Origin of the sequence: Aquabacterium sp. (genome assembly GCF_030652515.1) — a bacterium.
Lineage (GTDB): Bacteria > Pseudomonadota > Gammaproteobacteria > Burkholderiales > Burkholderiaceae_C > Aquabacterium.
This window is the reverse complement of sequence record NZ_JAUSAR010000131.1, coordinates 12,097-35,571: the sequence shown is the minus strand read 5'-3', so window position 1 is coordinate 35,571 and position 23,475 is coordinate 12,097. Positions and strand designations below refer to the sequence as shown.

At 63.6% G+C, this 23,475-nt stretch carries 22 protein-coding genes; 15 read left to right on the top strand and 7 right to left on the bottom strand.

Going from position 1 to position 23,475, the window contains the following annotated elements; all coding sequences use genetic code 11:
* Positions 1 to 39 precede the first annotated feature (39 nt).
* The 9 genes from Q7V20_RS15605 (at position 40) to Q7V20_RS15565 (ending at position 12,132) form a co-directional block, all read left to right on the top strand.
* Positions 40 to 873, top strand: coding sequence for a ferritin-like domain-containing protein (locus tag Q7V20_RS15605; RefSeq protein ID WP_304793065.1), 834 nt, complete (start codon positions 40 to 42; stop codon positions 871 to 873).
* Between the two features lie 158 nt (positions 874 to 1,031).
* Entirely contained in the window at positions 1,032 to 2,279 is a 1,248-nt protein-coding gene (locus tag Q7V20_RS15600; RefSeq protein WP_304793062.1) for a lipopolysaccharide assembly protein LapB, read from the top strand.
* An 18-nt stretch (positions 2,280 to 2,297) separates the two neighbouring features.
* Complete coding sequence (locus Q7V20_RS15595) at positions 2,298 to 3,416, top strand: transferrin-binding protein-like solute binding protein (RefSeq protein WP_304793059.1); 1,119 nt, start codon at positions 2,298 to 2,300, stop codon at positions 3,414 to 3,416.
* A gap of 173 nt (positions 3,417 to 3,589) precedes the next feature.
* Entirely contained in the window at positions 3,590 to 5,815 is a 2,226-nt protein-coding gene (locus tag Q7V20_RS15590; protein WP_304793056.1) for a type I secretion system permease/ATPase, read from the top strand.
* Positions 5,812 to 7,320 carry an HlyD family type I secretion periplasmic adaptor subunit gene (locus Q7V20_RS15585; protein WP_304793053.1) on the top strand — a complete coding sequence of 503 codons (1,509 nt, stop codon included), beginning with the start codon at positions 5,812 to 5,814 and terminating at the stop codon, positions 7,318 to 7,320. The genes Q7V20_RS15590 and Q7V20_RS15585 overlap by 4 nt, the downstream gene beginning before the upstream one ends.
* Before the next feature lie 4 nt (positions 7,321 to 7,324).
* The gene (locus Q7V20_RS15580; protein ID WP_304793051.1) at positions 7,325 to 8,539 is read left to right on the top strand and encodes a glycosyltransferase family 4 protein; all 1,215 of its coding nucleotides are present in this window, start codon (positions 7,325 to 7,327) and stop codon (positions 8,537 to 8,539) included.
* Positions 8,536 to 9,141 carry a methyltransferase domain-containing protein gene (locus Q7V20_RS15575; RefSeq protein ID WP_304793048.1) on the top strand — a complete coding sequence of 202 codons (606 nt, stop codon included), beginning with the start codon at positions 8,536 to 8,538 and terminating at the stop codon, positions 9,139 to 9,141. The genes Q7V20_RS15580 and Q7V20_RS15575 overlap by 4 nt, the downstream gene beginning before the upstream one ends.
* 290 nt (positions 9,142 to 9,431) lie before the next feature.
* Positions 9,432 to 11,336, top strand: a complete 1,905-nt coding sequence (locus tag Q7V20_RS15570; RefSeq protein WP_304793045.1) for a calcium-binding protein — start codon at positions 9,432 to 9,434, stop codon at positions 11,334 to 11,336.
* Between the two features lie 166 nt (positions 11,337 to 11,502).
* Positions 11,503 to 12,132, top strand: coding sequence for a PEP-CTERM sorting domain-containing protein (locus Q7V20_RS15565; RefSeq protein ID WP_304793042.1), 630 nt, complete (start codon positions 11,503 to 11,505; stop codon positions 12,130 to 12,132).
* Positions 12,133 to 12,212: 80 nt separating this feature from the next.
* On the opposite strand, the gene Q7V20_RS15560 is transcribed toward Q7V20_RS15565, so the two are convergent.
* Genes Q7V20_RS15560 through Q7V20_RS15545 form a run of 4 tightly spaced genes read right to left on the bottom strand, consistent with a single transcriptional unit; the run spans position 12,213 to position 15,513 of the window.
* Complete coding sequence (locus Q7V20_RS15560; protein WP_304793039.1) at positions 12,213 to 13,667, bottom strand: NAD(P)(+) transhydrogenase (Re/Si-specific) subunit beta; 1,455 nt, start codon at positions 13,665 to 13,667, stop codon at positions 12,213 to 12,215.
* Positions 13,668 to 13,985: an NAD(P) transhydrogenase subunit alpha gene (locus Q7V20_RS15555; RefSeq protein WP_304793037.1), complete on the bottom strand. Its 318-nt coding sequence runs from the start codon at positions 13,983 to 13,985 to the stop codon at positions 13,668 to 13,670.
* 26 nt (positions 13,986 to 14,011) lie between these two features.
* Positions 14,012 to 14,374: an aspartate 1-decarboxylase gene (panD, locus tag Q7V20_RS15550; protein WP_304793034.1), complete on the bottom strand. Its 363-nt coding sequence runs from the start codon at positions 14,372 to 14,374 to the stop codon at positions 14,012 to 14,014.
* A 23-nt stretch (positions 14,375 to 14,397) separates the two neighbouring features.
* Positions 14,398 to 15,513 (bottom strand): Re/Si-specific NAD(P)(+) transhydrogenase subunit alpha, encoded by a 1,116-nt coding sequence (locus Q7V20_RS15545; protein ID WP_304793031.1) that lies wholly within the window; start codon positions 15,511 to 15,513, stop codon positions 14,398 to 14,400.
* Between the two features lie 186 nt (positions 15,514 to 15,699).
* Between Q7V20_RS15545 and Q7V20_RS15540 the strand changes: the two genes are divergently transcribed.
* The 5 genes from Q7V20_RS15540 to Q7V20_RS15520 are packed head-to-tail and all read left to right on the top strand — an operon-like array spanning position 15,700 to position 19,322.
* Positions 15,700 to 16,254, top strand: coding sequence for an NUDIX hydrolase (locus Q7V20_RS15540; protein WP_304793029.1), 555 nt, complete (start codon positions 15,700 to 15,702; stop codon positions 16,252 to 16,254).
* The gene (mnmA, locus tag Q7V20_RS15535; protein WP_304793026.1) at positions 16,251 to 17,363 is read left to right on the top strand and encodes a tRNA 2-thiouridine(34) synthase MnmA; all 1,113 of its coding nucleotides are present in this window, start codon (positions 16,251 to 16,253) and stop codon (positions 17,361 to 17,363) included. The genes Q7V20_RS15540 and mnmA overlap by 4 nt, the downstream gene beginning before the upstream one ends.
* Positions 17,360 to 17,815, top strand: coding sequence for a putative toxin-antitoxin system toxin component, PIN family (locus tag Q7V20_RS15530; RefSeq protein WP_304793024.1), 456 nt, complete (start codon positions 17,360 to 17,362; stop codon positions 17,813 to 17,815). The genes mnmA and Q7V20_RS15530 overlap by 4 nt, the downstream gene beginning before the upstream one ends.
* The gene (locus tag Q7V20_RS15525; protein ID WP_304793021.1) at positions 17,812 to 18,384 is read left to right on the top strand and encodes a hypothetical protein; all 573 of its coding nucleotides are present in this window, start codon (positions 17,812 to 17,814) and stop codon (positions 18,382 to 18,384) included. The genes Q7V20_RS15530 and Q7V20_RS15525 overlap by 4 nt, the downstream gene beginning before the upstream one ends.
* Positions 18,381 to 19,322: a PaaI family thioesterase gene (locus Q7V20_RS15520; RefSeq protein ID WP_304793018.1), complete on the top strand. Its 942-nt coding sequence runs from the start codon at positions 18,381 to 18,383 to the stop codon at positions 19,320 to 19,322. Before Q7V20_RS15525 ends, Q7V20_RS15520 begins: the two co-directional genes overlap by 4 nt.
* 9 nt (positions 19,323 to 19,331) lie before the next feature.
* Here Q7V20_RS15520 and Q7V20_RS15515 read toward each other — a convergent pair whose 3' ends face one another.
* Genes Q7V20_RS15515 through Q7V20_RS15505 form a run of 3 tightly spaced genes read right to left on the bottom strand, consistent with a single transcriptional unit; the run spans position 19,332 to position 22,231 of the window.
* Positions 19,332 to 20,327 carry an NAD(P)-dependent oxidoreductase gene (locus tag Q7V20_RS15515; protein ID WP_304793015.1) on the bottom strand — a complete coding sequence of 332 codons (996 nt, stop codon included), beginning with the start codon at positions 20,325 to 20,327 and terminating at the stop codon, positions 19,332 to 19,334.
* Entirely contained in the window at positions 20,327 to 21,406 is a 1,080-nt protein-coding gene (locus tag Q7V20_RS15510) for a hypothetical protein (protein ID WP_370652482.1), read from the bottom strand. The genes Q7V20_RS15515 and Q7V20_RS15510 overlap by 1 nt, the downstream gene beginning before the upstream one ends.
* Before the next feature lie 30 nt (positions 21,407 to 21,436).
* Positions 21,437 to 22,231 carry an SDR family oxidoreductase gene (locus Q7V20_RS15505; protein ID WP_304793013.1) on the bottom strand — a complete coding sequence of 265 codons (795 nt, stop codon included), beginning with the start codon at positions 22,229 to 22,231 and terminating at the stop codon, positions 21,437 to 21,439.
* An 89-nt stretch (positions 22,232 to 22,320) separates the two neighbouring features.
* Between Q7V20_RS15505 and Q7V20_RS15500 the strand changes: the two genes are divergently transcribed.
* Positions 22,321 to 23,388 carry an AraC family transcriptional regulator gene (locus tag Q7V20_RS15500; protein ID WP_304793010.1) on the top strand — a complete coding sequence of 356 codons (1,068 nt, stop codon included), beginning with the start codon at positions 22,321 to 22,323 and terminating at the stop codon, positions 23,386 to 23,388.
* Positions 23,389 to 23,475: the final 87 nt, after the last annotated feature.

The following is a 23,475-nucleotide window of genomic DNA, read 5'->3' as shown; positions in this document are numbered from 1 at the left end:
AATTGTCGGGTAGGCTGTTCGCAGTATTTGGAGATCACCATGCTTTACCCTGAACTCTTCAAGCAACTCGAGTCCGTCCGATGGAACATGGACACGGACATCCCCTGGGACCAGTTCGACGCCAGCCAGCTGACGGACGAACAAGCCCAGACCATCAAGATGAACGCCATCACGGAATGGGCCGCCCTGCCCGCCACCGAGATGTTCCTGCGCGACAACCGCGATGACAGCGACTTCTCCGCCTTCATGAGCGTGTGGTTCTTTGAAGAGCAAAAGCATTCACTGGTGCTGATGGAATACCTGCGGCGCTTTCGCCCCGAACTCGCGCCCACCGAGGAGGAGTTGCACGAGGTCCGTTTCGACTTCGACCCCGCGCCCGCTTTGGAGACCCTGATGCTGCACTTTTGCGGCGAGATCCGCCTGAACCACTGGTACCGCCGCGCCGCCGAGTGGCACACCGAACCCGTCATCAAGGCCATCTACGAAACCCTCGCCAAGGACGAAGCCCGGCACGGCGGGGCCTACCTGCGCTACATGAAGCGCGCCATCAACAAGTTCGGCGATGAAGCCAAGGCCGCGTTTGCCAAGGTGGGCGTGCTCATGGCCAGCGCACGGCGCACGGCCCAGGCCCTGCACCCCACCAACCTGCACGTCAGCGCCAAGCTGTTCCCGCGCGACACCATCCAGTCGCGCCTGCCCGATCCGCAATGGCTGGAGCACTGGCTGGACCGCCAGATCAACTTCGACGCCGTGTGGGAAACGAAAGTCGTCGACCGCATCCTGCACAACATGAGCCTGATCATGGGCCGCAGCTTCGCCAGCGTGCAAGATCTCAACCGTTTCCGCAAAGAAATGAACCGCAGCGTTGCCTAGCACCCCCCGGATGCGGGGAGACCTAGGCATTACCCCGTCAATTCCGTGTAGGTAAGGGATCGACACATCGCGGGCGGAACTCCACAATCGGCCCTCATTCCTTAAAGATGTGTGGAGTTCCTCAGATGCGTGGTATTTGTTCTTTGCGTGTGGTCGTCATGGCAACCGGCCTGTCTTGCCTCGGCGCGTTCAACGCCCAAGCGCAATCTGCTTCCTCCTCGGTGGAAGCCCAATACCGCGAAGGTCTCTACCAGCGCGAAACCGGTCGGCCTTACAGCGCCATCGAAACGCTGGAAACCATCCTGGCCGCCAACCCGACGCTCAACCGTGCCCGGCTTGAAGTGGCCGTGGCCTACTACCGCACCCTGAACTTCGCCAAGGCCAAGGCCCAAGCGCAAAAGGTGCTGGACGACCCCAACACCCCGGAGGCCGTGCGCCTGTCGGTGCTGTCCTTCATCAAGCAGCTGGAGCTTGACGAAGCCGCCAACTTTGGCCGCCCCCACAAGCTGAACTACAGCCTGTCCCTCGGCGCCGTGTACGACAGCAACGTCAACGCCGGCCCGGACAACGCCGTGCTGCCTGGCGGCCTGGTGCTGGAGCCAGGCTCCACCGCCCGAGCCGATGGCGGCTATGCCCTGCAAGCCGGCGTGAGCCACGCCTGGATGTCGCCCACGCCGGTGCGCTCCGGCGAATCCACCGGCCGCTTTGGCTGGAACAGCCAGCTCGGTGTTTACTACAAAGGCTATGGCCGCCTGAGTGAATACAACCTGGGCGTGCTCACCGCCGCCACCGGCCCCGCGCTGATCATGGGCAAGAACTGGCGCGGCAACCTCAACTTCCAGGCCGACCGTCTGACCCTGGGTGACCGCAAGCTGGCCCTGTACACCTCGGTGTCGCCCTCGGCCACCTGGCGCCTGAACTCTGGCCACGAAATCACGGCCGATGCCCAACTGGCCTACCGCAACTTCGCGCAACCCGACGATCAAGGCCGTGACAGCCATTACAGCTCCGGCGGTTTCAGCTATGGCGGCCTGTTCAACAAGAACCGCCTGACGCTGCAAGCGGGCGCCCGCATGTTCGACGAAGAAGCCCAACTGGACCGCTTCAGCAACAACGGTTATGAAGTCTTCTTTGGCGGTCGTCAAAACGCCTGGGAGGGCGGCGACCTGTTCGCCCGCGCCGCCTGGCGCCACAGTGGCTACATCGGCGTGGAGCCCTTCTACGGGATCGCCCGCCGCGAAGACGAATACCGACTTGAGTTCGGTGCCAACCACCAATACAAAACAGGCTGGCTGGAGAAGTGGCAAGGCTCAGCCACATTCACCGTCATTCAAAACCAAGCCAATCTCGCCTTGTACGAATACAACCGCAACCTGGTGCAGATCACGTTGGGCCGCAGCTACTGAAGTAAGGAAGTTTCACTCATGAAGAACCACTATCTCAAAGCACTCAGCCTGGCCGTGGCCACCCTGTTGTTGCAAAGCCAGGCCGGGGCCGCGCCCACCAGCGCGGAACTGAACAGCGTCAAGCTGTACGGCGATGTGACCATCGCCCAGGACTCGGTCAGTGGCTGGGGCCCCTGGACGGAATTCGAGCCGCCTGCGGCTGGCAATCCGCCATTGGCTCAGTTGCCAGGCACGTCCGAGCTTTACCGCACGTTGCCGCAGGCCGCCACGCCACCGGGCGTGACACCGCCTGAGGTGGTCACGTCCCCGCCTGAACTTGTGGGATTTGGCGCGTTCTACACCCTGATCAACAACGGCACCCCGGTGACCGATGACCGGGCTCATCCTGTCACCCTGACTGGCACGGCAGTCTCGCCAGCGTCAGCGGGCGAGCTGCTGCCAGACACCCTTGTGCTGCAAATGAACGCGGTCACTGGCGTCTACCCTCCACCGACCGCAGTGCAGCTCACGCGGCAAGAAGACGGCACCTACACGCGCATCAGCAACCTGGAATTCACCAAGTTGACCTTGATCGCTTCGCCTGACGCACCGACAAACGCGCCAGCTCCCGTCAGCTTCTACCAACTCATCTCCTACATTTCGGACGGCAACACCGAAAGTAATGCGACCGTGCAGGGCGTCGGCCACAGTGGCGTGATTGGCTACACCACGTCCATCACCGACATTGCGGCCTTGCGGCTGGGCAATGTTGTGGCCACCTACAACGGCCACTCATTGGTCAACCAGCAGGCCAGCCTGGCCCCCATGACCATGACCGTGAACTTCGGACAGAGTTCCTGGACCGGCATTTGGAACAACGGTGCGGACGCCAATGGCGCCATCGGCTTCTCGGCCTCGGGCAGCATCTCCGGTGCGCAGTTCAACTCGACCACGGGCAGCATCACCGCGCTGGACTCGAACAACATCAGCGGCTCGGTCAGAGGCGCGTTTTATGGCACCCAGGCCGCGGCCGTGGGCGGCATCGCCGACATCACCAAGAACAATGTCCACCATGTGGATCCGTTCATCGCATTCAAGCAGCCCACCCCAAGCACCACACCGACGCCGAGCCCGCCTTCGGGGGCTGGATCGCAGTAAACATCTGCTGCAGCAGGACAAGGTCAAGCCGGGCGCATGCCCGGCTTTTTTCATGGGCGCGCAACATTTTTTACATGAATATTCACATAACCCCCATCAGGGTGAGTCGCTTGTCATGCAGCCACTTCGATAATGGCTCGTTCACATTAGAAACACAGGGTAGGTAGCCAGTCATGCAGTCCTCCGTCATTCCGAGGGCGGAAGACGTTTCGCCGTCCGATTCCGCCTCGAGCCACCCGCCCCAGCCCTGGCCAGCCCTTTGTTTGCTGGCCCGCCTGCACCACATCGCGGCCGACCCCGACACCCTGATGCACGAGCGTGGCCTCACCGCCAGCGTGCAAGCCAGCGACGACGAACTGCTGGGCGCCGCCAAACAACTGGGCTTGAAGGCCAAGATCAGCCGCACGCAGGCCGACCGCCTCTCGCTGGCCCCCTTGCCCGCCCTGGCCAAACTGGTGGATGCCGACGGTGGCGAACGCTGGGTGCTGCTGGCCCAATGCGATGGCCAGCGCGTGCTGTTTCAAGACCCGTCGATGGAAGGCGGCGGCCGCCCCACCATCGAACCTGTCGAAGCCTTCCTGCAGCAATGGGCGCCCAGCGGCACCGGTTTGCTGCTGCTGGCCACCAGCCGCGCCAGCCTGGCGGGCGATCTGGCCAAGTTCGACTTCACCTGGTTCATCCCCAGCCTGGTCAAATACCGCAAGCTGCTGGGCGAGGTGCTCACGGTCTCGCTGTTCCTGCAACTGTTCGCCCTGGTCAGCCCCCTGTTCTTCCAGGTGGTGATGGACAAGGTGCTGGTGCACAAGGGCCTGACCACGCTCGATGTGCTGGTCATGGGCCTGGTGGTGGTGGTGCTGTTCGAGAGCCTGCTCACCGGCTTGCGATCCTACGTGTTCAGCCACACCACCAGCCGCATCGACGTGGAGCTGGGCTCGCGCCTGTTCAGGCACCTGCTGCGCCTGCCCCTGGCCTACTTCCAGGCCCGCCGCGTGGGCGATTCGGTGGCCCGCGTGCGCGAGCTGGAGAACATCCGCAGCTTTTTGACCGGCCAGGCCCTGACCCTGGTGCTGGATGTCGTCTTCTCCATCCTGTTCATCGCCGTGATGTTCCTCTACAGCGTGCCACTGACGCTGATCGTGCTGATCAGCCTGCCGCTGTACTGCGCCCTGACCCTGAGCATCGTGCCCGTGCTGCGCGGCCGCCTGAACGAGAAGTTCGCGCGCGGTGCCGAGAACCAGTCCCTGCTGGTCGAGACCATCACCGGCATCCAGACCGTCAAGGCCAATGCGCTGGAGCCCGCCATGGCCCGCCGCTGGGACAACCAACTGGCGGGCTACGTGTCGGCCAGCTTCAAGACGCAGAACCTGGCCACCTGGGCGCATGAAGGCATCAACCTGATCGGCAAGCTGGTGAACGCCGCCACGCTTTGGTACGGCGCCAAGCTGGTCATGAACCACGAGCTGACAGTGGGCCAGTTCGTGGCCTTCAACATGTTCGCGGGCCGCGTCTCGCAACCCATCATGCGCATGGCGCAGATGTGGACCGATTTTCAGCAAACCGGCATCTCCATGCAGCGCCTGGGCGACATCCTGGACACCCGCACCGAAGTGCCGCCCACCACCGCCGCGCAACTGCCGCCCATCAAGGGCCGCATCACGCTGGACCAGGTCACCTTCCGCTACCGGCCCGAGGCCGCGCCCGTGTTGCAGAACGTGGGGCTGGATGTGAAGCCCGGTGAAATCATCGGCATCATCGGGCGCAGCGGCTCGGGCAAAAGCACGCTGACCAAGCTGGTGCAACGCTTGTATGTGCCCGAGCAAGGCCGCGTGCTGATCGATGGCATCGACATCAGCCTGGTCGATGCCGCGCAACTTCGCCGCCAGATCGGCGTGGTGCTGCAAGACAACTTCCTGTTCAACCGCAGCGTGCGCGAGAACATCGCCATCTCTGACCCGGCCGCGCCCATCGAGGTCGTCATCCAGGCCGCGCGCATGGCCGGGGCTCACGACTTCATCAGCGAGCTGCCCGAAGGCTACGACACCATCGTGGGCGAGCAAGGCGCCTCGCTGAGCGGCGGCCAGCGCCAGCGCGTGGCCATCGCCCGCGCCTTGTTCACCAACCCGCGAGTGCTGATCTTTGACGAGGCCACCAGCGCGCTGGATTATGAAAGCGAGGCCATCATCCAGCGCAACATGGCGCTGATCAGCAAGGGCCGCACCGTGATCATCATTGCCCACCGCCTGAGTGCCGTGCGCCACGCCAACCGCATCGTCGCCATGGAGCGCGGCCGCATTGTGGAGGCTGGCACGCACGACGAGCTGGTCAAGCGGCCCAAGGGGCTGTATGCCTATTTGTGGAGCATGCAGCAAGGCGACCACCCCACCGAAGGTCAAGCATGAGTGCTGAAGTTGCCAAACACCCTACCCGCGAGCTGCTGGGCCGCTACAAGGCCATTTTCTCCGAGGTGTGGAAGCACCGCCACGAGATGGCCGGCCCCGCCCGCCTGGCCGATGAAACTGCCTTCCTGCCTGCGGCCCTGAGCCTGCAAGAGACACCACCCCCCCCGGCCCCGCGCCGCGTCATCTGGGCGGTCATCAGCCTGTTCTGCATCGCCGTGCTGTGGGCCTGCTTCGGCAAGATCGACATCGTGGCGGTGGCGCCCGGCCGCATCGAGGTCAGCGAAGGCACCAAGCTGATCCAGCCGCTGGAGGCCAGCGTGGTCAAGGCCATCCATGTGCGCGATGGTGACAAGGTCAAAGCGGGCGATGTCTTGATCGAGCTGGACCCCACCGTGGCCCAGGCCGACAGCAGCCGCGTGACGCAGGAGCGGGCCGGGGCGCTGTCGGAAGCCTGGCGCACGCAGGCCTTGCTGGCGGCGTTCACGGCCAAGTCGGGCACATCGGCGCCCAAGCTGCCTGAAGTCAAGGCGGAAGCCGAAGCCTTGAGCGGCGATCAACGTGCACAAGCGCAGGCCCAGCTCAGCGCCGAATGGCAAGACCTGCAAGCACAGCGCGCCAAGCTGCAGGCCGACATCGTGGCCAAGCGCACCGAGATTGGCACCGTGCGCGAGCAGATCGCCAAGCTCCACACCACGCTGCCGTTGCTGCAAAAGCGCGAGGATGATTTCACGGAGCTGTCCAGACAGGGTTTTGTCAGCCAGCATGCCGGCCAAGACCGCACCCGCGCCCGCATCGAGATGGAGAAGGACCTGGCCACCTACCGGGCGCGGCTTGAGGAGACCAAGGCGGCGCTGCAGCAGGCCGAGCAAGCCCGCACAGCTTGGGTGGCCGACACCATCAACAAGCTCAACGACCGCCATGCCAAGGCTGATTTGCAGCAGCGCCAACTGGTGCAAGAGGCGAGCAAGGCCACGCAACGTGAGCGGTTGACGCGCTTGACCGCGCCCACCACGGGCACGGTGCAGCAACTGGCCGTGCACACCACGGGTGGCGTCGTCACGCCCGCGCAGGTGCTGATGGTGGTGGTGCCCGAGCAGGCTGACGTGACCGCCGAGGTCACGCTGGAGAACAAGGACATCGGCTTTGTGAACGCTGGCCAGGTGGTGGAGATCAAGCTGGAGACGTTTCCGTTCACGCGGTATGGCACGGTGCCGGCCACGGTCAGCTCGATCACGGCGGATGCGGTGGTGAGGGCGCCTCAGGCTGCGCGGGGGGAGGCTGGGAGTGAAGGGGCGGGTGCTTCAGCCACGGGCAGTGGTGGTGGAGCGGTGTTCCCGGCCACGGTCAAGCTGCACCGCAATCACATCAATGTGGATGGCAAGGCCATCAAGCTCAGCCCGGGGATGAATGTGACCGCTGAGATCAAGACGGGGCAGCGCAGGGTGATTGAGTACTTGTTGAGCCCGGTGCAGACGTATGCGAGTGAAAGCTTGAGGGAGCGTTGAACCCATGCGCATCCTCATCATCCACCAGAACTTCCCCGGCCAGTTCCGCCGCATCGCCCAATCCTGGGCACAGCAACCCGGCTGGGAAGTCCTGGGCCTGGGCCGCCGCACGGCCCCCGGCATGGACGGGGTGCGCTGGTTGCCTTACGACCTGCACCGCGCCACCGGCAAAGACCAGCACCCCTACCTCCGGCAGATGGAGGGCGCCGTGCTGCACGGCCAGGCGGTGGCGCGCGTGCTGCTCAAACTCAAGGCCCAAGGCTTCGTGCCCGACGTCATCATGGCCCACCCCGGTTGGGGCGAAACGCTGTACGCCAAAGACGTGTTCCCCAACGCCAAACTCATCCACTTCTGCGAGTGGTACTACGGCACGCCCGATGGCGATGCGGGCTTCGACCCCGAGTTCCCTTTGAGCTTTGACGCGCAAACGCGCATGCGCACCTGGAACGCCCTGCACGCCCTGAACCTGACGCATTGCGACACCGGCATCAGCCCCACGCAATGGCAACGCAGCCGACACCCCCCCATCTTTCAACCCAAGATCCACCTGGCGCATGAAGGGGTGGACACGCAGGTGCTCGGCCCCGACCCACACGCCACCTTCACCCTGCCCAACGGCCACACCGTGAAGGCGGGCGATCCGGTCATCACCTACGTGGCCCGCAACCTGGAGCCTTACCGAGGCTTCCACAGTTTCATGCGCGCCCTGCAACGCGTGCAGCAAGCGCACCGCCACTGCCACACCATCATCGTGGGCGGCGATGACGTCAGCTATGGCGGCCGCCCCAAAGACGCCGCCAGCTGGCGCGAGAAGATGCTGGCCGAGGTGCCCGTGGACCCCACCCGCACGCACTTCCTGGGCAAGGTGCCTTACAACGCTTACCGCCAGGTGCTGCAGGTATCGAGCGCCCACGTCTACCTCACCTACCCCTTCGTGCTGTCCTGGTCTTGTCTGGAAGCCATGGCCAGCCGCTGCCTGGTGATCGGCTCGCGCACCGCGCCAGTTCAAGAAGTGATCGAGCATGGCCGCAACGGTTTGCTGGTCGATTTCTTCGACCCGGTCGAGATGGCCCGCACCATCGTGGATGCAATTGAAGCGCCTCAGGCCATGGCCCCGCTGCGCATCCAGGCGCAGCAAGACGTGGCAGCCCGATACAGCTTCGAGGCAGGCCAAAGCGCTTATCGCGCGCTGCTCGACAACCCATCACACCACCCATGAAAACGCTCCTGCATGTGGGCTGCGGCCCAAAGCGCATCGCGCAAACGACACCCGGCTTCAACACGCCTGAATGGAAAGAGCTTCGGCTGGACATCGACATGGCGGTGCAGCCCGACGTGGTGGGCAGCATGACCGACATGTCCGCCGTGGCCGACGAAAGCGTCGATGCGATTTTTTCAAGCCACAACATCGAGCACCTGTACCCGCACGAGGTGCCAGTGGCATTGCGCGAGTTCCTCAGGGTGCTCAAGCCGGATGGTTTCGTGGTCATCACCTGCCCCGATCTGAAATCGGTGTGCACCCTGGTGGCCGAGGACAAGCTGCTGGAGCCAGCCTACCAGTCGCCCGCAGGCCCCATCTCGCCACTGGACATCCTTTACGGCCACCGCCCCGCCATGGCGCAGGGCAACCTGTTCATGGCGCATCGCTGCGGATTCACACAATCATCCATTGCCATCACTTTGAAACAAGCCGGGTTTAAAAGCATGGCCACGGTCGCCAGACATCGCTTTCTTGACTTGTGGGCCATGGCCACCAAACAGGTCAGCGATGAGCAGAGCGTGCACGCTCTGGCCAAAAGCCATTTTCCGTCCAAGGCATGAACAAGGCTTGAAGAACACGCCCGATCCGATCGGCGCACATCAAACGATGCGCCACGGATCACTCGGCATCCATCATCAACTCAGGGAAAACAAATGCGCCTCCACGCTCGCCCGTAACTCACGCCATGGGTGACTGACGCTCCAGCAAGCATCGCCTTGCGTTGAGCCGTTCGCCTTCCGGCCACCAAACACCCAACCAACACGCCACGGCACCCGCCGAGGCGTGGGTGTGCTCGCTCGTCCGTTTCGGACTTTTCTCCAACAAACCTTTCACAAGGGAATTTCTCAACATGGCTAACATTTACATTGGCTCAGACACGCTCAACGACAACATCGATCGAAGTGCCTTTGGCACCAGCGATGTCCTCCAAGGCCTGGGTGGCAACGACACCTTGCTGGGCGGCACCGGCAACGACACCCTCGAAGGTGGCACTGGCGACGACTCCATGGTCGGCGGCAATGGCGACGACACCTACCACGTGACCTTCGCCCAAGACGGCGACATCTTTCACCTGGACAAAGTGGTCGAGCTGGACACGGCCTTGTCAGGCACCGACACCGTCATCACGTCCGACAGTGGCTACACCTTGGCCAGGAACGTCGAGAACCTGACGCTGCTCGCAGGTGGCCTGGGCATCGGCAACGCCCTCGCCAATCGCATCACCGGCTCTGCGGCCGTTGACTACCTCTACGGCCGCGGTGGCGATGACACCATCGTGGGCGGCCAAGGCAACGACACCCTTTATGGCGATGAAGGCAATGACGCGCTGGACGGCGGCGAAGGCAACGACGGTCTCTACGGCGGCCTGGGCACGGACACCATGACCGGTGGTGACGGCAACGACACCTACTACGTGACCAACTACTGGGACGACGAAGGCGTGCTGCACCGCGATCAGGTGATCGAGGGCAACTCGGCCACCTCAGGCGTTGACACCGTGTTCACCTATGACAGCGACTACACGCTGGCCAACAATGTGGAGAACCTGACCTTGCTGGCGGGGGTGCTAGCGCATGGCAATGCATTGGGCAACCTCATCACTGGATCGGATGCTGCTGATTTCATTGACAGCCGGGGCGGTAACGACACGATCTTCTCCGGCATCGGAAACGACATCATTTGGGCGGGTGAAGGCAATGACTCCGTGGATGCCGGAGCTGGTAACGACTACATCGAAGGGGGTGGCGGAAATGACTCGCTGTACGGAGGCGAGGGTAACGATACCCTATACGGCGCATTTGGCAACAGCACTATGTACGGCGGAAATGGCGACGACACTTATTACGTCGTCAACACTGAAGATGACTTTGGCAACCTAACATTCAACCGCGTCAAGGAGACCGGCACCACCGGTACCGATACGGTCATTCTTCTTTCGGACACATACGATCCGTATAACCTGGCCGAGAATATTGAGAATCTGACTCTGATGGTCGGCGGTTTTGCCCGAGGTAACGCTCTTGACAATACTCTCATCGCGAGCAGCGGCGGGAGTCCTATTGCCGGAATGGGTGGCAACGACACCATCTTAGGTAGCGGTAGCGACGACATCCTGGCAGGAGGCGAAGGCGACGACTCCATTATTGGTGGCGACGGGTACGACTACGTCTGGGGCGACTCGAACATATTAGGAGTCATTGGTAGTTCCACCGGAAGTGGCAACGATACGCTTCGCGGAGGTAGAGGTACTGACCAGATCGAGGGCTGGCTTGGCAATGACATGTTGCATGGCGATGAAGGCAACGACTCGTTGGACGGAGGCGAAGGCAACGACACCTATAACGGCGGAGCTGACAACGACACCTTGATCGACACCTCCACCACCTCCAACGACACCTACATCTGGGGCCGCAACCAAGGCATCGACACCCTGTCCGACTCCGGTGGCACCGACCGCCTGGACGTCCTGTCAGGCGTCACCGCCAACCAACTCTGGCTGCGCCACGTTGGCAACAACCTGGAGATCTCCGTCATTGGCACGAACGACAAGTTCACCGTCAACAACTGGTACACCTCGGCAGCCAACCAGGTCGAAAGCGTGAAATTGTCAGACGGTAAGACGCTGGCGGCCAGCAACGTGGACAACCTGGTCAACGCCATGGCCAGCTTCACGCCACCAGCCGCAGGCCAGACCACCTTGCCCGCCAACTACCAGGCCGCCCTCAACCCGGTGATCGCCGCCAACTGGGCATGAGTCAGCAGTAATCCACCCAAGGCTTGACAAGCCAGAAGCCGGGCACTGCCCGGCTTTTTCACGCGCGTCAGCCCCGGCAAACCCTCCCCACCATCCAAGTGGTGGCGCCTCGCTTTTGACCAAGGCATGATGGCTGCGGACCATCAATCAACACACAGGGAAACACATGAAATCTGCCTTGGGCATTTTGGCCCCCATCGCCATGGGCCTGTCACTGGGCCTCAACCCAGTCACCGCGTCTGCCACGCTGTACCAGTTCAACTTTTTGGCCAACCCCGACGCCGGCGATGCGGCCCCGGACAAGTCACTCGATGTCTTGCACACGGTCACCATCGACTCCAGCAAGATCTCGGCGTTCAACCCGGAAACGCTGGGAAGCACGCAGGCCTGGCTGGGCGGTGGCATCACCATGACCATGACCCATGCCGGCAAAACCGTGACACTCAATGAAGCGTTTGACCCAGCCACCCCAACCCTGACCATTCCTGGCATGGGCACTCAAGGGTTCATCAGCCTCTATGCGCCATCAACATGGTTCTTCGCCCTGGAGTTCGCCCCCGGCAACACCTTCATCGACAGCCATCAGTTGCCCTACGACCCATTTGTGTATGGCTTTTTGTTCGCCTACCAAGACCAGAAGGCCTACCAGGACTTTGGCAAGCTGTGGACACAAGGGGCGGTGAACGTCCTCTCCCAATACCAGGTGGCTGCGGTTCCCGAGCCTTCAAGCCTTTTGCTCACCGGCCTGGGCCTGGTGGGCGTGATTGGCCTGAACAAGCGCCGCCGGCAGGCTTGACCCACCAAGGTCCGCGCCATGAAAAAAGCCCCAGCACGCTGGGGCTTTTTTATTTCATCCAGGCCATGCAGCCGTGGGATTCACTCCACCGCCTTGACCATGTCCTCAACCACCTTCTTGGCATCGCCAAACACCATCATGGTCTTGTCGCTGTAGAACAGCTCGTTGTCCAGACCGGCATAACCCGCCGCCATCGAACGCTTGTTCACGATGATCGTCTTGGCCTTGTACGCTTCCAGAATCGGCATGCCATAAATCGGGCTGCCCTTGATGTGCGCCGCAGGGTTCACCACGTCGTTGGCCCCCAAGATGATCGCCACATCAGCCTGGCCAAATTCGCCATTGATGTCTTCCATCTCGAACACCTGGTCGTAAGGCACTTCCGCCTCGGCCAGCAGCACGTTCATGTGGCCCGGCATGCGGCCTGCCACCGGGTGGATCGCGTACTTCACCGTGATGCCCTTTTCAGTGAGCTTGGCGGCCAGCTCCTTCACGGCATGCTGCGCGCGCGCCACGGCCAGGCCGTAGCCCGGCACGATGATCACGGTCTCGGCATTGCCCAGCACAAAGGCGGCATCGTCAGCCGAACCGCTCTTGACCGGACGCGCTGCCTGCGAGCCAGCGGCGGCCGCAGGGCCCGCTTCGCCACCAAAGCCACCCAAAATCACGTTGAAGAAAGACCGGTTCATGGCCTTGCACATGATGTAGCTCAGGATCGCGCCTGATGAGCCCACCAGCGAACCCGCGATGATCAGCATCGAGTTGTTCAGCGAGAAGCCAATGCCCGCCGCCGCCCAGCCCGAATAGCTGTTCAACATGGACACCACCACCGGCATGTCGGCGCCGCCAATCGGGATGATGATCAGCACGCCCAGCACAAAACTGAGCACGATCAGCGCCACGAACAGGTCCATGCGCTGCGTGGCCATGAAGGTGCCAATCAGGCCGACCAGGGCCAGGCCCAGCACCAGGTTCAGCATGTGCTGACCCTTGAAGCTCACCGGCGCCCCCTGGAACAGGCGGAACTTGTACTTGCCGCTCAGCTTGCCGAAAGCGATGACCGAACCGCTGAAGGTGATGGCGCCAATGGCCGCCCCCAAGGACAGCTCCAGCAGGTTACCCACCGGGATCAGCGGCACCGTGCCGTCGATCGGCTTGGGCACGATCTGGAAGGCATAGGGCTCGGCCACCACGGCCACCGCGATGAACACCGCTGCCAGGCCGATCATGCTGTGCATGAAAGCGACCAGCTCTGGCATCTTGGTCATCTCGACGCGCTTGGCCATGATGGCGCCAGCGCCACCGCCAATTACCAGCGCGCCCAGCACATAGGCCAGGCCCGCGCCAAAATCAATGCCCAGCGATTGCGCCTGGCCGTGGATCAGGCCCACGGTGGTCAGCACGGCGATGGTCATGCCGACCATGCCGAAGAAGTTGCCCCGGATCGACGTGGTGGGGTGGCTCAAGCCCTTGAGCGCCTGGATGAAACACACCGAGGCGAACAGGTAGAGCAAAGCGATGAGGTTCATGCTCATTTACTTGGCTCCCGCTTTCTTTTCTTTCTTCTTGAACATCTCGAGCATGCGCCGGGTGACCAAAAAGCCCCCGAACACATTGACCGCGGCCAGCGCCACAGCGAGCACGCCCATGGTCTTGCCCAGCGGCGTGACGGTCAGCGCGGCGGCCAGCATGGCACCCACGATGACGATGGCCGACACCGCGTTGGTCACGGCCATGAGGGGGGTGTGCAATGCCGGTGTCACCGTCCACACCACGTGATAGCCCACATAAATGGCCAGCACGAAAATGGACAGGTTGATGACGACATGGTCGACTTGAGCAAGGGCTTCCATCGTGTCTCCAGATAGATTGAATGAGGTCAGAACTTGCGGATCTCTTTGATGGCATTGCCCTCGTCGAGCAAGACCACCTTGGGCTTGTAGCTGGCCACTTCGGCCTCGGTCATGGGCGCGTAGGTGCAGATGATGAGCAGGTCGCCCACGTGCGCCTTGCGCGCGGCCGCGCCGTTCAGCGAGATCACGCCGGAGCCGCGAGCAGCCTTGATGACGTAGGTCGAGAAGCGCTCGCCGTTGTTGATGTTGTAGAGCTCGATGTACTCGAACTCTTTCATGTCGGCTGCCTCGAGCAGGTTCTCGTCGATGCCGCAAGAACCTTCATAGTTCAGGTCGGCCTCGGTCACGGTGGCGCGGTGCAGCTTGGCACGCAGCATGTTGCGTTGCATATCAGTCTCCTCGATCTCGTCAATCAGGCGCGCAGCAGCTGGCCGCCCTGGCACACCAGGCAAGCCTTGACGATGTCGTCTTCCAGGTCCACGTGGAACTGGCCTTCCTTGTTGAAGACCAGCTTCAGGAAGTCCAGCACATTGCGCGCGTACAGGGCCGAGGCATCGGCGGCCACCAGGGCGGGCAGGTTGGTTTCGCCCACCAGGGTCACGCCATGCTTGACCACAACCTGACCCGCTTCGGTCAATGGGCAGTTGCCCCCCTGGGCGGCGGCCAGGTCCACGATCACCGAGCCGGGCTTCATGGCCCTGACCATGTCCTCGGTCACCAGCACGGGCGCGGCGCGGCCGGGGATCAAGGCGGTGGTGATGACGATGTCGGCGGCGGCCACGCGCTTGGCCACTTCCACCTTCTGGCGGTCCAGCCAGCTTTGGGGCATGGGGCGGGCATAGCCCCCCACGCCTTCGGCGGCTTCTTTTTCTTCGGCCGTTTCATACGGCACGTCGATGAACTTGGCGCCCAGCGATTCGACCTGCTCCTTCACCGAAGGGCGCACGTCAGACGCTTCGATGACCGCGCCCAGGCGCTTGGCCGTGGCGATGGCTTGCAAACCGGCCACGCCCACGCCCAGGATCACCACGCGAGCGGCCTTGACGGTGCCCGCAGCGGTCATCAGCATCGGGAAGATGCGCTGGTACTTGTCGGCGGCGATCATGACGGCCTTGTAGCCCGCCAGGTTGGCCTGCGAAGACAGCACGTCCATGCTTTGCGCACGGGTGGTGCGGGGCGCAGCCTCCAGCGCGAAGCCGGTGGCCTGGGCCTCGGTCAGCGCCTGCAGCCCGCCCTTGTCAAACGGGTTGAGCATGCCCACCACGACCGCGCCGGGCTTGAGCAGCGACAGCTCGTTGGCGAAGGGCGCGCGCACCTTGAGCACCATGTCGGCGCCAAACGCGCCCGCCACATCGGTGATTTCGGCGCCCGCGGCCACATAGGCTTCGTCGGTCACGCTGGCGGCAATGCCGGCACCGGACTGGACGCGAAGGGTGTGCCCTTGCGCCTTCAATTTCTTCACCGTCTCGGGGGTCACGGCCACGCGGCTTTCACCGACAGCGGTCTCCAAGGGTATGCCAATCAGCATACTGTCTCCTAATCTAGGGGGGCGGCAGGCGTGGTTCGCGCCAAACCCGCCAGCATACACAACAATCCCACATTCTCCATGTCACCATGGCGGCCAAACCCTCAAATGTGAGGGTGAGCGTTGTCACATTGTGAAGAATCACGTTAGCCACACACAGACACACCATTGACGGATAATCCTGCGCTCATGAAGACCGCCGATATTTTGGAAGCGGAGGCCAAGGCTGGCTCCACCCCCGTCCCCTCGCAACGCTGGAAGCCCAACGTCACCGTGGCGGCGGTGGTTGAACGCGACGGTCGCTTTCTGCTGGTGGAAGAGCAGACCAGCGATGGCCTGTTGCTGAACAACCCGGCCGGCCACCTGGACCCGGGCGAATCCCCCTTGCAGGGCGTGATGCGCGAGACGCTGGAAGAAACCGCCTGCGAGTTCACGCCCCAGGGCTTTCTGGGCATGTACATGTCGCGGTTTCGGCGCACGCGCACGGGCGAGGACATCACCTACCTGCGTTTGACCTTCTTTGGCACCGTGTCCGAACCCGATCCCACCCTGGAGCTGGACGAAGGCATCGTGCGCGCCGTGTGGATGACGGCCGACGAGATCCGCGCCTGCCCCGAGCGCCACCGCAGCCCGCTGGTGCTGGAGTGCCTGGAAACCTACCTGTCGGGCGCACGCTACCCCTTGTCGATCCTGACCATCCACGACAGCGTCTTCGCACCCCCGGCCGCCGTCCGCTCGGCATGAGCGCCGTCCGGCCGCAGCGCATCGTCGTTGGCCTGAGCGGCGGCGTCGATTCGGCGGTCACCGCCCACCTGCTCAAGCAGCAGGGCCACGAGGTGGTCGGCATCTTCATGAAGAACTGGGAAGATGACGACGACAGCGAATATTGCTCGACGCGGCAGGATTTTCTGGACGCGGCCAGCGTGGCCGACGTGCTGGGCATCGAGATCGAGCACGTCAACTTCGCGGCCAATTACAAAGACCGTGTCTTTGCCGATTTTTTGCGCGAATACCAGGCGGGCCGCACCCCCAACCCCGATGTGCTGTGCAATGCCGAGATCAAGTTCAAGGCTTTTCTGGACCACGCCATGCGCCTGGGCGCCGAGAAGATCGCCACGGGGCACTACGCCCGGGTGCGTGAACGCGACGGCCGGTTTGAGTTGCTCAAAGGCCTGGATCCGCTGAAGGACCAGAGCTACTTTTTGCACCGCCTGAACCAGGCTCAGTTGAGCAAGACGATGTTCCCCGTGGGCGAGTTGCCCAAGACCGAGGTGCGGCGCATCGCGGCCGAGATCGGCCTGCCCAATGCGAAGAAGAAGGATTCCACCGGCATCTGCTTCATCGGCGAACGGCCATTCCGCGAGTTTTTGAACCAGTACCTGTCGAACCAACCGGGTGTGATCAAGGACGACCGGGGCCGCACCTTGGGCGAGCATGTGGGCTTGAGCTTTTACACGCTGGGCCAGCGCAAAGGCATCGGCATTGGGGGCGTGAAAGAAAAAGGCGCACCACGCGGTGGCGGTGAGCACGACGCCTGGTTCGTGGCCCGCAAGGACATGGCTGCCAATGTGCTGTACGTGGTGCAGGGGCACGATCACCCCTGGCTGCAATCGCATGCATTGACGGCCGATGACTTGAGCTGGGTGGCGGGCGTGGCGCCGCCTTTGGGGCCTTGTGCGGCCAAGACACGCTATCGGCAGGCGGACGCGGCTTGCGTCATTGAAGCCGCCAACGACGCCCATCTGAAGCTGAGCTTTGCCCAAGCGCAATGGGCCGTGACGCCAGGACAGTCGGCCGTGTTGTATGACGGTGAGGTTTGTTTGGGTGGTGGTGTGATCAGCGGCGCGGCATGATCCTTGACCACATCACGCCCTCGGCGGGCGATGCCCCCATCATCATCCTCGACACCAACGCCCTGCTCGACTGGCGCGTGTTCAAGGATCCCTCCGCCTCCCCCTTGGCCGAGGCCCTGCAAGCTGGCCAACTGCGCTGGCTGGCCAGCCCGGCGATGCAGACCGAGTGGGGCCATGTGTGGCCACGCAGCGTGTTCGCGCGCTGGCAACCGGATCAAGCCTTGACCACCACGGTGTTCGAGCACGCTCACATGGTGGACGAACCCCCACGCGGCCCCCTGAAATGCAAAGACCCCGATGACCAGGTCTTCATCGATCTGGCCTTGCACGTGGGCGCGCGTTGGCTGATCAGCAAGGACGCTGCCTTGCTCAAGCTGGCCCGGCGCGCCAGGCTGCTGGGCGTGAACGTGATGACCCTGCAACAATGGTCCACCTTGCCCCCCACCCCATGACTTCATTGAAGCTGAACCGACGAAGCGCCCTGTTCACCATCGCCACCACGCTGGTCATCGGCCTGGCCGGGTGCGCCAGCCTGATGGGCCCGCGCACGGTTGACATCTCGCGCGAGCAACTGCTGGCCAAGCTGTCCAAACAGTTCCCCATGCGCAAGACGCTGGCCGAGGTCTTCGAGGTCGAAGCGCAAGCACCGCGCCTGCAGCTCCACCCCGACACCAACCGCGTCGCCTCCGAGTTCGACATCCAGGCCACCGACCGCCTGTTCGGCCGCAGCTACCAGGGCACGGTGGGCGTGAGCTTTGGCATGCGCTACGAGGCGCAAGACCGCTCCATCCGCCTGAACGCGGTGACGATCGACAAGCTGGCCATCGCGGGCCTGTCCGAGGCCACGCAGCGGCAGTGGACCAAGCTGGGCGCGATGCTGGCGCAAGAAAAGCTGCAGAACTACCCCATCCACCAGTTCAAGCCTGAAGACCTGAACGAGGTGGATCGCCGGGGTTACCAGGTCGAAGACATTCACGTGACAGCCGCCGGCCTGTCGGTCAAATTGGTGCCCAAGCCATGAGCCTTTTCAACGACACCGAACGCCTGCAGTGGGTCCACGCCTTCATCGCGGGCATCCCTTACGCGCGCGCCTCCAACATGCAGGTGACCGCGGCTTCGCAAAACCACGCGACCCTGGCCATGCCCGCTTGTGGTGACTGGACCGGCGATGCCGAGCGCCAGCTCACCCACCCCGGCGTGCTGACCGTGCTGGCCGACACCGCCTGCGGCGTGGCCGTGGGCACCGCGCTGGACGTGATGGAGCCCTTCGCCACGCTGGACCTGCGCATGGACTACCTGCGCCCGGCCGTGGCCGACTGCGAGCTGATCTGCCACGCCGAGTGCCACCGCCTGTCGCGCAGCGTGGCCTTTGTGCGCGGAGAGATCCGCCAGCCTGGGCAGGACGAGGTGCTGGCGACCGTGCAGGCCACCTTCATGCGGGCCACGGCCAGCGCGCGGCGTGAACCTGCAGGGGCGCCCAAGCCAGGCCGGGCCAGCGCCGAGGTCAAGCCCCAGGAAGCCAGCAAGCCTTTGCCGCCCACCGTGACGCCCGCTTTGAAGCCCGGCGTGTCACCTTACGTGGATTACCTCAACGTCCACCAAAGCACCGGCGAGGGCGATGAAGCGCCACTGTTCCGCCTGCCCTTCAAACCCGACCTCATCGGCAACCCGATCTTGCCCGCGCTGCACGGCGGCGTGCTGGCGGGCTTTGCCGAAACGGCGATGGTGCTGCACCTGGTGTCGACCATGGGTTTGAGCGACGGCACCCCACCACGCGGCGTCGATTTCTCGATCGACTACCTGCGCTCGGCCCGGCCGGTGGACACCTTCGCGCAAGCGACCACGATCCGGCAAGGCAGCCGCGTGGCGCTGGTGCAAGTCACCGTGTGGCAAGACGACCAGACCAAACCCGTGGCCACCGCCCGAGGGCACTTTCTGCTGCCGCGCGATCAGGCCTGACGCGAGAGTTCAAAGCCCGCGCGCCTCGATGTCCTGCTGGATCGCCCGCAGGATCTGCGGGTAGCCCACCACCGGCGCCCAGCCCAGTGAACGTGCCTTGTCGATGGGGAACTGGTTGTTCCAGGCGATCAGGTTGAGCGCCTCGCGGGTGACTGGCGGCCTGCGCCCCGACAGGAATCGCCTGAAGATCGGCTCGATCACGCGGGCGCCCAGGTACGCCAATGAGCGGGGCGTGGAGCGTGGCGGCGGCGTGCCCATCATGGTGGCCAAGTCCGTGAAGTAGCTTCGCCAAGTGACGGGCAGGCCATCGTGGATGTTGAAGGCCTGGCCAAAGGCACTTGGCGTGTCCGCGGCCAGCACCAGGAAGTTGGCCACGTTGTCCACGATGGCCAGGGCCGCGCATCCTTGCCCACCCCCCACCAGCGCAGGCAGCCCTTGGCGCAAGGCCTGCGCCGCGTCCAGCAGCCAGGGGCCCGAGCCTGGCCCGATGATGTTGGCTGGCCGCACCACGCACACCTGCCCGCCTTGATCGCGAAAGCGCCAGGCCAGTTTTTCCTGGCCTTGTTTGGCCTGGCCATACGGACCTTGCGGCCGGCCCAAGGGGGTGCCTTCATGGCACACGCCGCGCTGGATCGCATCGCCATACGCGCACACGCTGGTGGTAAGGACGACGGACGCGCTTTGACGCCAGGCCACGTCGAACACATGCGCCGTGCCGCCCACGGTGACGCGCTCGTGCTGCGCGTACGTGCCGCCATCACCCACCAAGGCGGCCAGGTGAAAGATGCGCCCACAACCCTGGGCCGCCAGTTCAACATCGTGCAGGCGGGTGATGTCGCCGCGAACGATGTTGACGCGCGACGGCCAGTCAGGCGGCACCGCCTCCTGGGGCAGCGCCAGCACGTTGATCGGGCCGGTGGCCTCGCGCAAAAGCTGGTGGACCAAAGCACGGCCCAGGAAGCCGCAGCCCCCGGTGACCAGCACCCCGTCTTCGTGGGCCGCCATCAGCCTTGCACCTGCCCGAAATGCGCTTCGCCAAACAGGTGGCTGGCCACATCGCCCGGGAAGAGCCAGAAGGGCGTGCGCTCGCTCGATGTGGCGCAGTTGGGATACGCCGGGTTGGCCGAGGGCCCGGCCAGCGTTTTCTCCAGCACCATGGAGATGTACTGGTCGTTGCTGCCCTCCAGCGTGTTGCCATTGAGGATCACTTCAACGCCCGTGCTCAAAGCGTGCTTGCGCACGGCATTGATCCTTGAATGCTTGGGTTCGTAGGCGTCCACGCCCACGCCGTTCTCGCTGGTCACGCGGATGCCATCGGGCACGCGCGCCGCCATCGAATGGTTGCCTTCGGTGTGGCCGGGGGTGTGGACCAGCGCCAGGCCCGGGCCCAAGCTCAAGCTGCGGTCAAAGGGGATGACGCGCTCCAGCGCGATGCCATCGATGCCCTTCGGACAATACCAGTCGGCCTGGATGGGCAGCAGGTGCTGGGTGGAGGCCCACTCCTGGCGGTGCACCAGCAACTTGGCTTTGGGGAAATAGCCTGGCGTGCCATGGCTGCCCAGCCAGCGGCGCACATCCTGCGTGTGCAAATGGTCGTAGCTGATGTAGTCCACCTGATCGGGCTGGATGCCGCATTCGGCCAAGGCGCTTTGCACCGTGTGGTACTGCGGTGCGAACACGCTGTTCAAGCTGCGCGGCACGCTTTGCGCCAGGCGTTTGAAGAAGGGCGTCTCGCGGTTGGCCTCATGGTCGGTGGGCGAGAGCATGAGCGTGCGCACCACGCCATCGTGGTCACGGTACTGGACCACGAAGAGGCGGTTGAGCAAGTGCACCAAGGGGAACTTGAAGCCCTTGTGCGCGAACACGCCCGAGAAGGCGTAGTAGGTGGGATAGGGCGCGCGGATGAGGTCGAAGCTGCGGTAGAACAGCACCTCGGGCTCGGCCATCATGCGCTCGCGCAAGGCTTGCGCGCGGGAACGCACTTCCTCCAGCCGCGCTTGTGGGCTGGTGGATTCGCGGGCATGGTCGAAGTCGGTCAGCGCCCTCATGCCGGTGGGCAAGGGCATCGTGTCAATGGTGGTCATGGGGATGTCGATGAGGTGAAGGTGATGAGGTCACTGGCCGGCCATGCGGGCCGTGACGAAGCGGTTGATCGCGTCGGGCGAATGCTTGGCCAGCAGGCTGAACAGCTTGGTCTGCCAACCGACAGCCGAATGCACGGGCAGACGCGAAGGCTTGCCTTGCGACAAGCGCCACACGGTGCGGGCCACGTCGTCGGCGCTCAGGCGCACGCCCAGGGTCTGCACGGTTTTCATCTTGCTGACGTCGTCGCGGACCATGGCGGTGTTGACGAACAAGGGCAGCACATCGACCACGCGGATGCCGTGGCGCTGCCACTCGATGTCCAGCGCCTCGGTGAAGCCGCGCACCGCCGCCTTCGTGGCCGAGTAGGTGCTGAGCATGGGCTGGCCATACAGGGCCGAGGCCGAGCACATGTTGACCACGCGCGCGCCCGGAGTGCGCTTGAGGAAGGGCAAGGCGGTGTGGCAACCGTTGACCACGCCCTTCAAGTTGATGTCGATGAGGCGGTGATGACGGGCCAGTTCGGCCTCTTCAAAGGGGCTGGTCACGGCCACACCGGCGTTGTTGAACAGCAGGTCCAGGCGCTGGCCCGCGGCCTGCCAGAAGGCCTCCAACTGCGGGGCCCAGTCTTCGGCACGCGACACGTCCAGGCGGCCCGCGTGGCATCGATCGGGGCCCAGTTGCTGGCGCAGCGCCTGCACCGCAGCCTCGTCCACATCGTACAGCCCCACGAACCAGCCCGCCTTGGCAAAGCGCTCGGCCACGGCCCGGCCGATGCCAGCGGCGGCGCCAGTGATGAAGATGCCGGGACGGGATGGACTGCTCATGGATGAAGGCTCCTGGATAGTGACTGAGCATAGCCAGGCAGGGATGACCCGTCTTGACTTGATCGACCCTGAATTTGACAATTTCGTCCATGCTCGTTGTGCCCAATTCATCCTCACGCCCGCCCTTGCCACCCCGCTTGTACGAACGCGACGTGGTGCAGGGCATGGTGCCGCTGACGCTGGTGCGGGTGCTGAGCCAGTACCTGCAATCGAAAGGCGTTGCGCCCGACGAGGTGCTGCCGCGAGACCTGGATGTGGGTGATGCCAACCAGTTGGGGCGCTTCTCGGCCGAGGCCTATTGCCAGTTGCTGATCAAGGCGGCCGAACGCCTGCACGATCCCTTGCTGGGCTTGCATCTGGGGCAAACCATTCAGCCAGCCCACCTGGGCGCACTGGGCTATGTGCTGCTGGCCTGCGAGAACCTGGGGGGCGCCCTGCAGCGCATCCAGCGCTACCACCGCTTGGTGCACGACATCAATCCGGTGCAGCACCGGATCGAGGGCGGCAATCTGGAGCTGCAGTGGGGCATCGCGCATGGCAAGCCGGGGGCTTTGTTCGACGAATCCGGCATTGCCGGTCTGGTGCAGTTTGGGCGTGATGTGTGCGCACAGCAATTGCCTTTGGCCCAGGTCGATTTTGTGAATCCGCCGCCCGCCGACTTGCGGCCTTATCAAGCCTATTTTGATTGCCCGGTGCGTTTCAACCAACCCATGACGCGGTTGGCCATTCCCCTGGGCAGCCTGATGGCGCCGTTGCGACAGGCCGATCCCATGCTGCTCAAACTCATGGAAGAGCAGGTGGACGCGGCCATGGCGCGCTTGCCTGACGCGGGCGACTTGGCGGAGATGACGCGGCGCGTGGTGGCCCATTTGGCACCCCATGGCACGCCGGAGTTGGAACAGGTGGCGCAGGCGTTAAGGTTGTCGCCGCGCGTGTTTTACCGGCGGCTGGCCGATCAAGGCTTGAACTTTCGAGACTTGCGCGAAACGGCCTTGCAGCAGGTGGCCGAGTTGCACTTGCGCGATCCCAGGTTGACGCTGGCCGAGGTGGGGGCCTTGCTGGGCTATTCCGAGCAAAGCGCTTTTTCGCGGGCCTTCAAGCGTTGGTCGGGGGTGCCGCCTTTGCAGTGGCGGCAGGCGCTTGTCAAGGGCGGTTGAGGATGTGCTTGGCGCAGATTTGAGTGCTTTGTATTGGCAGCGCGGGGCGCGGGCTGGGTGGGTATTCGGCAGGGCTTCATGTTGGTG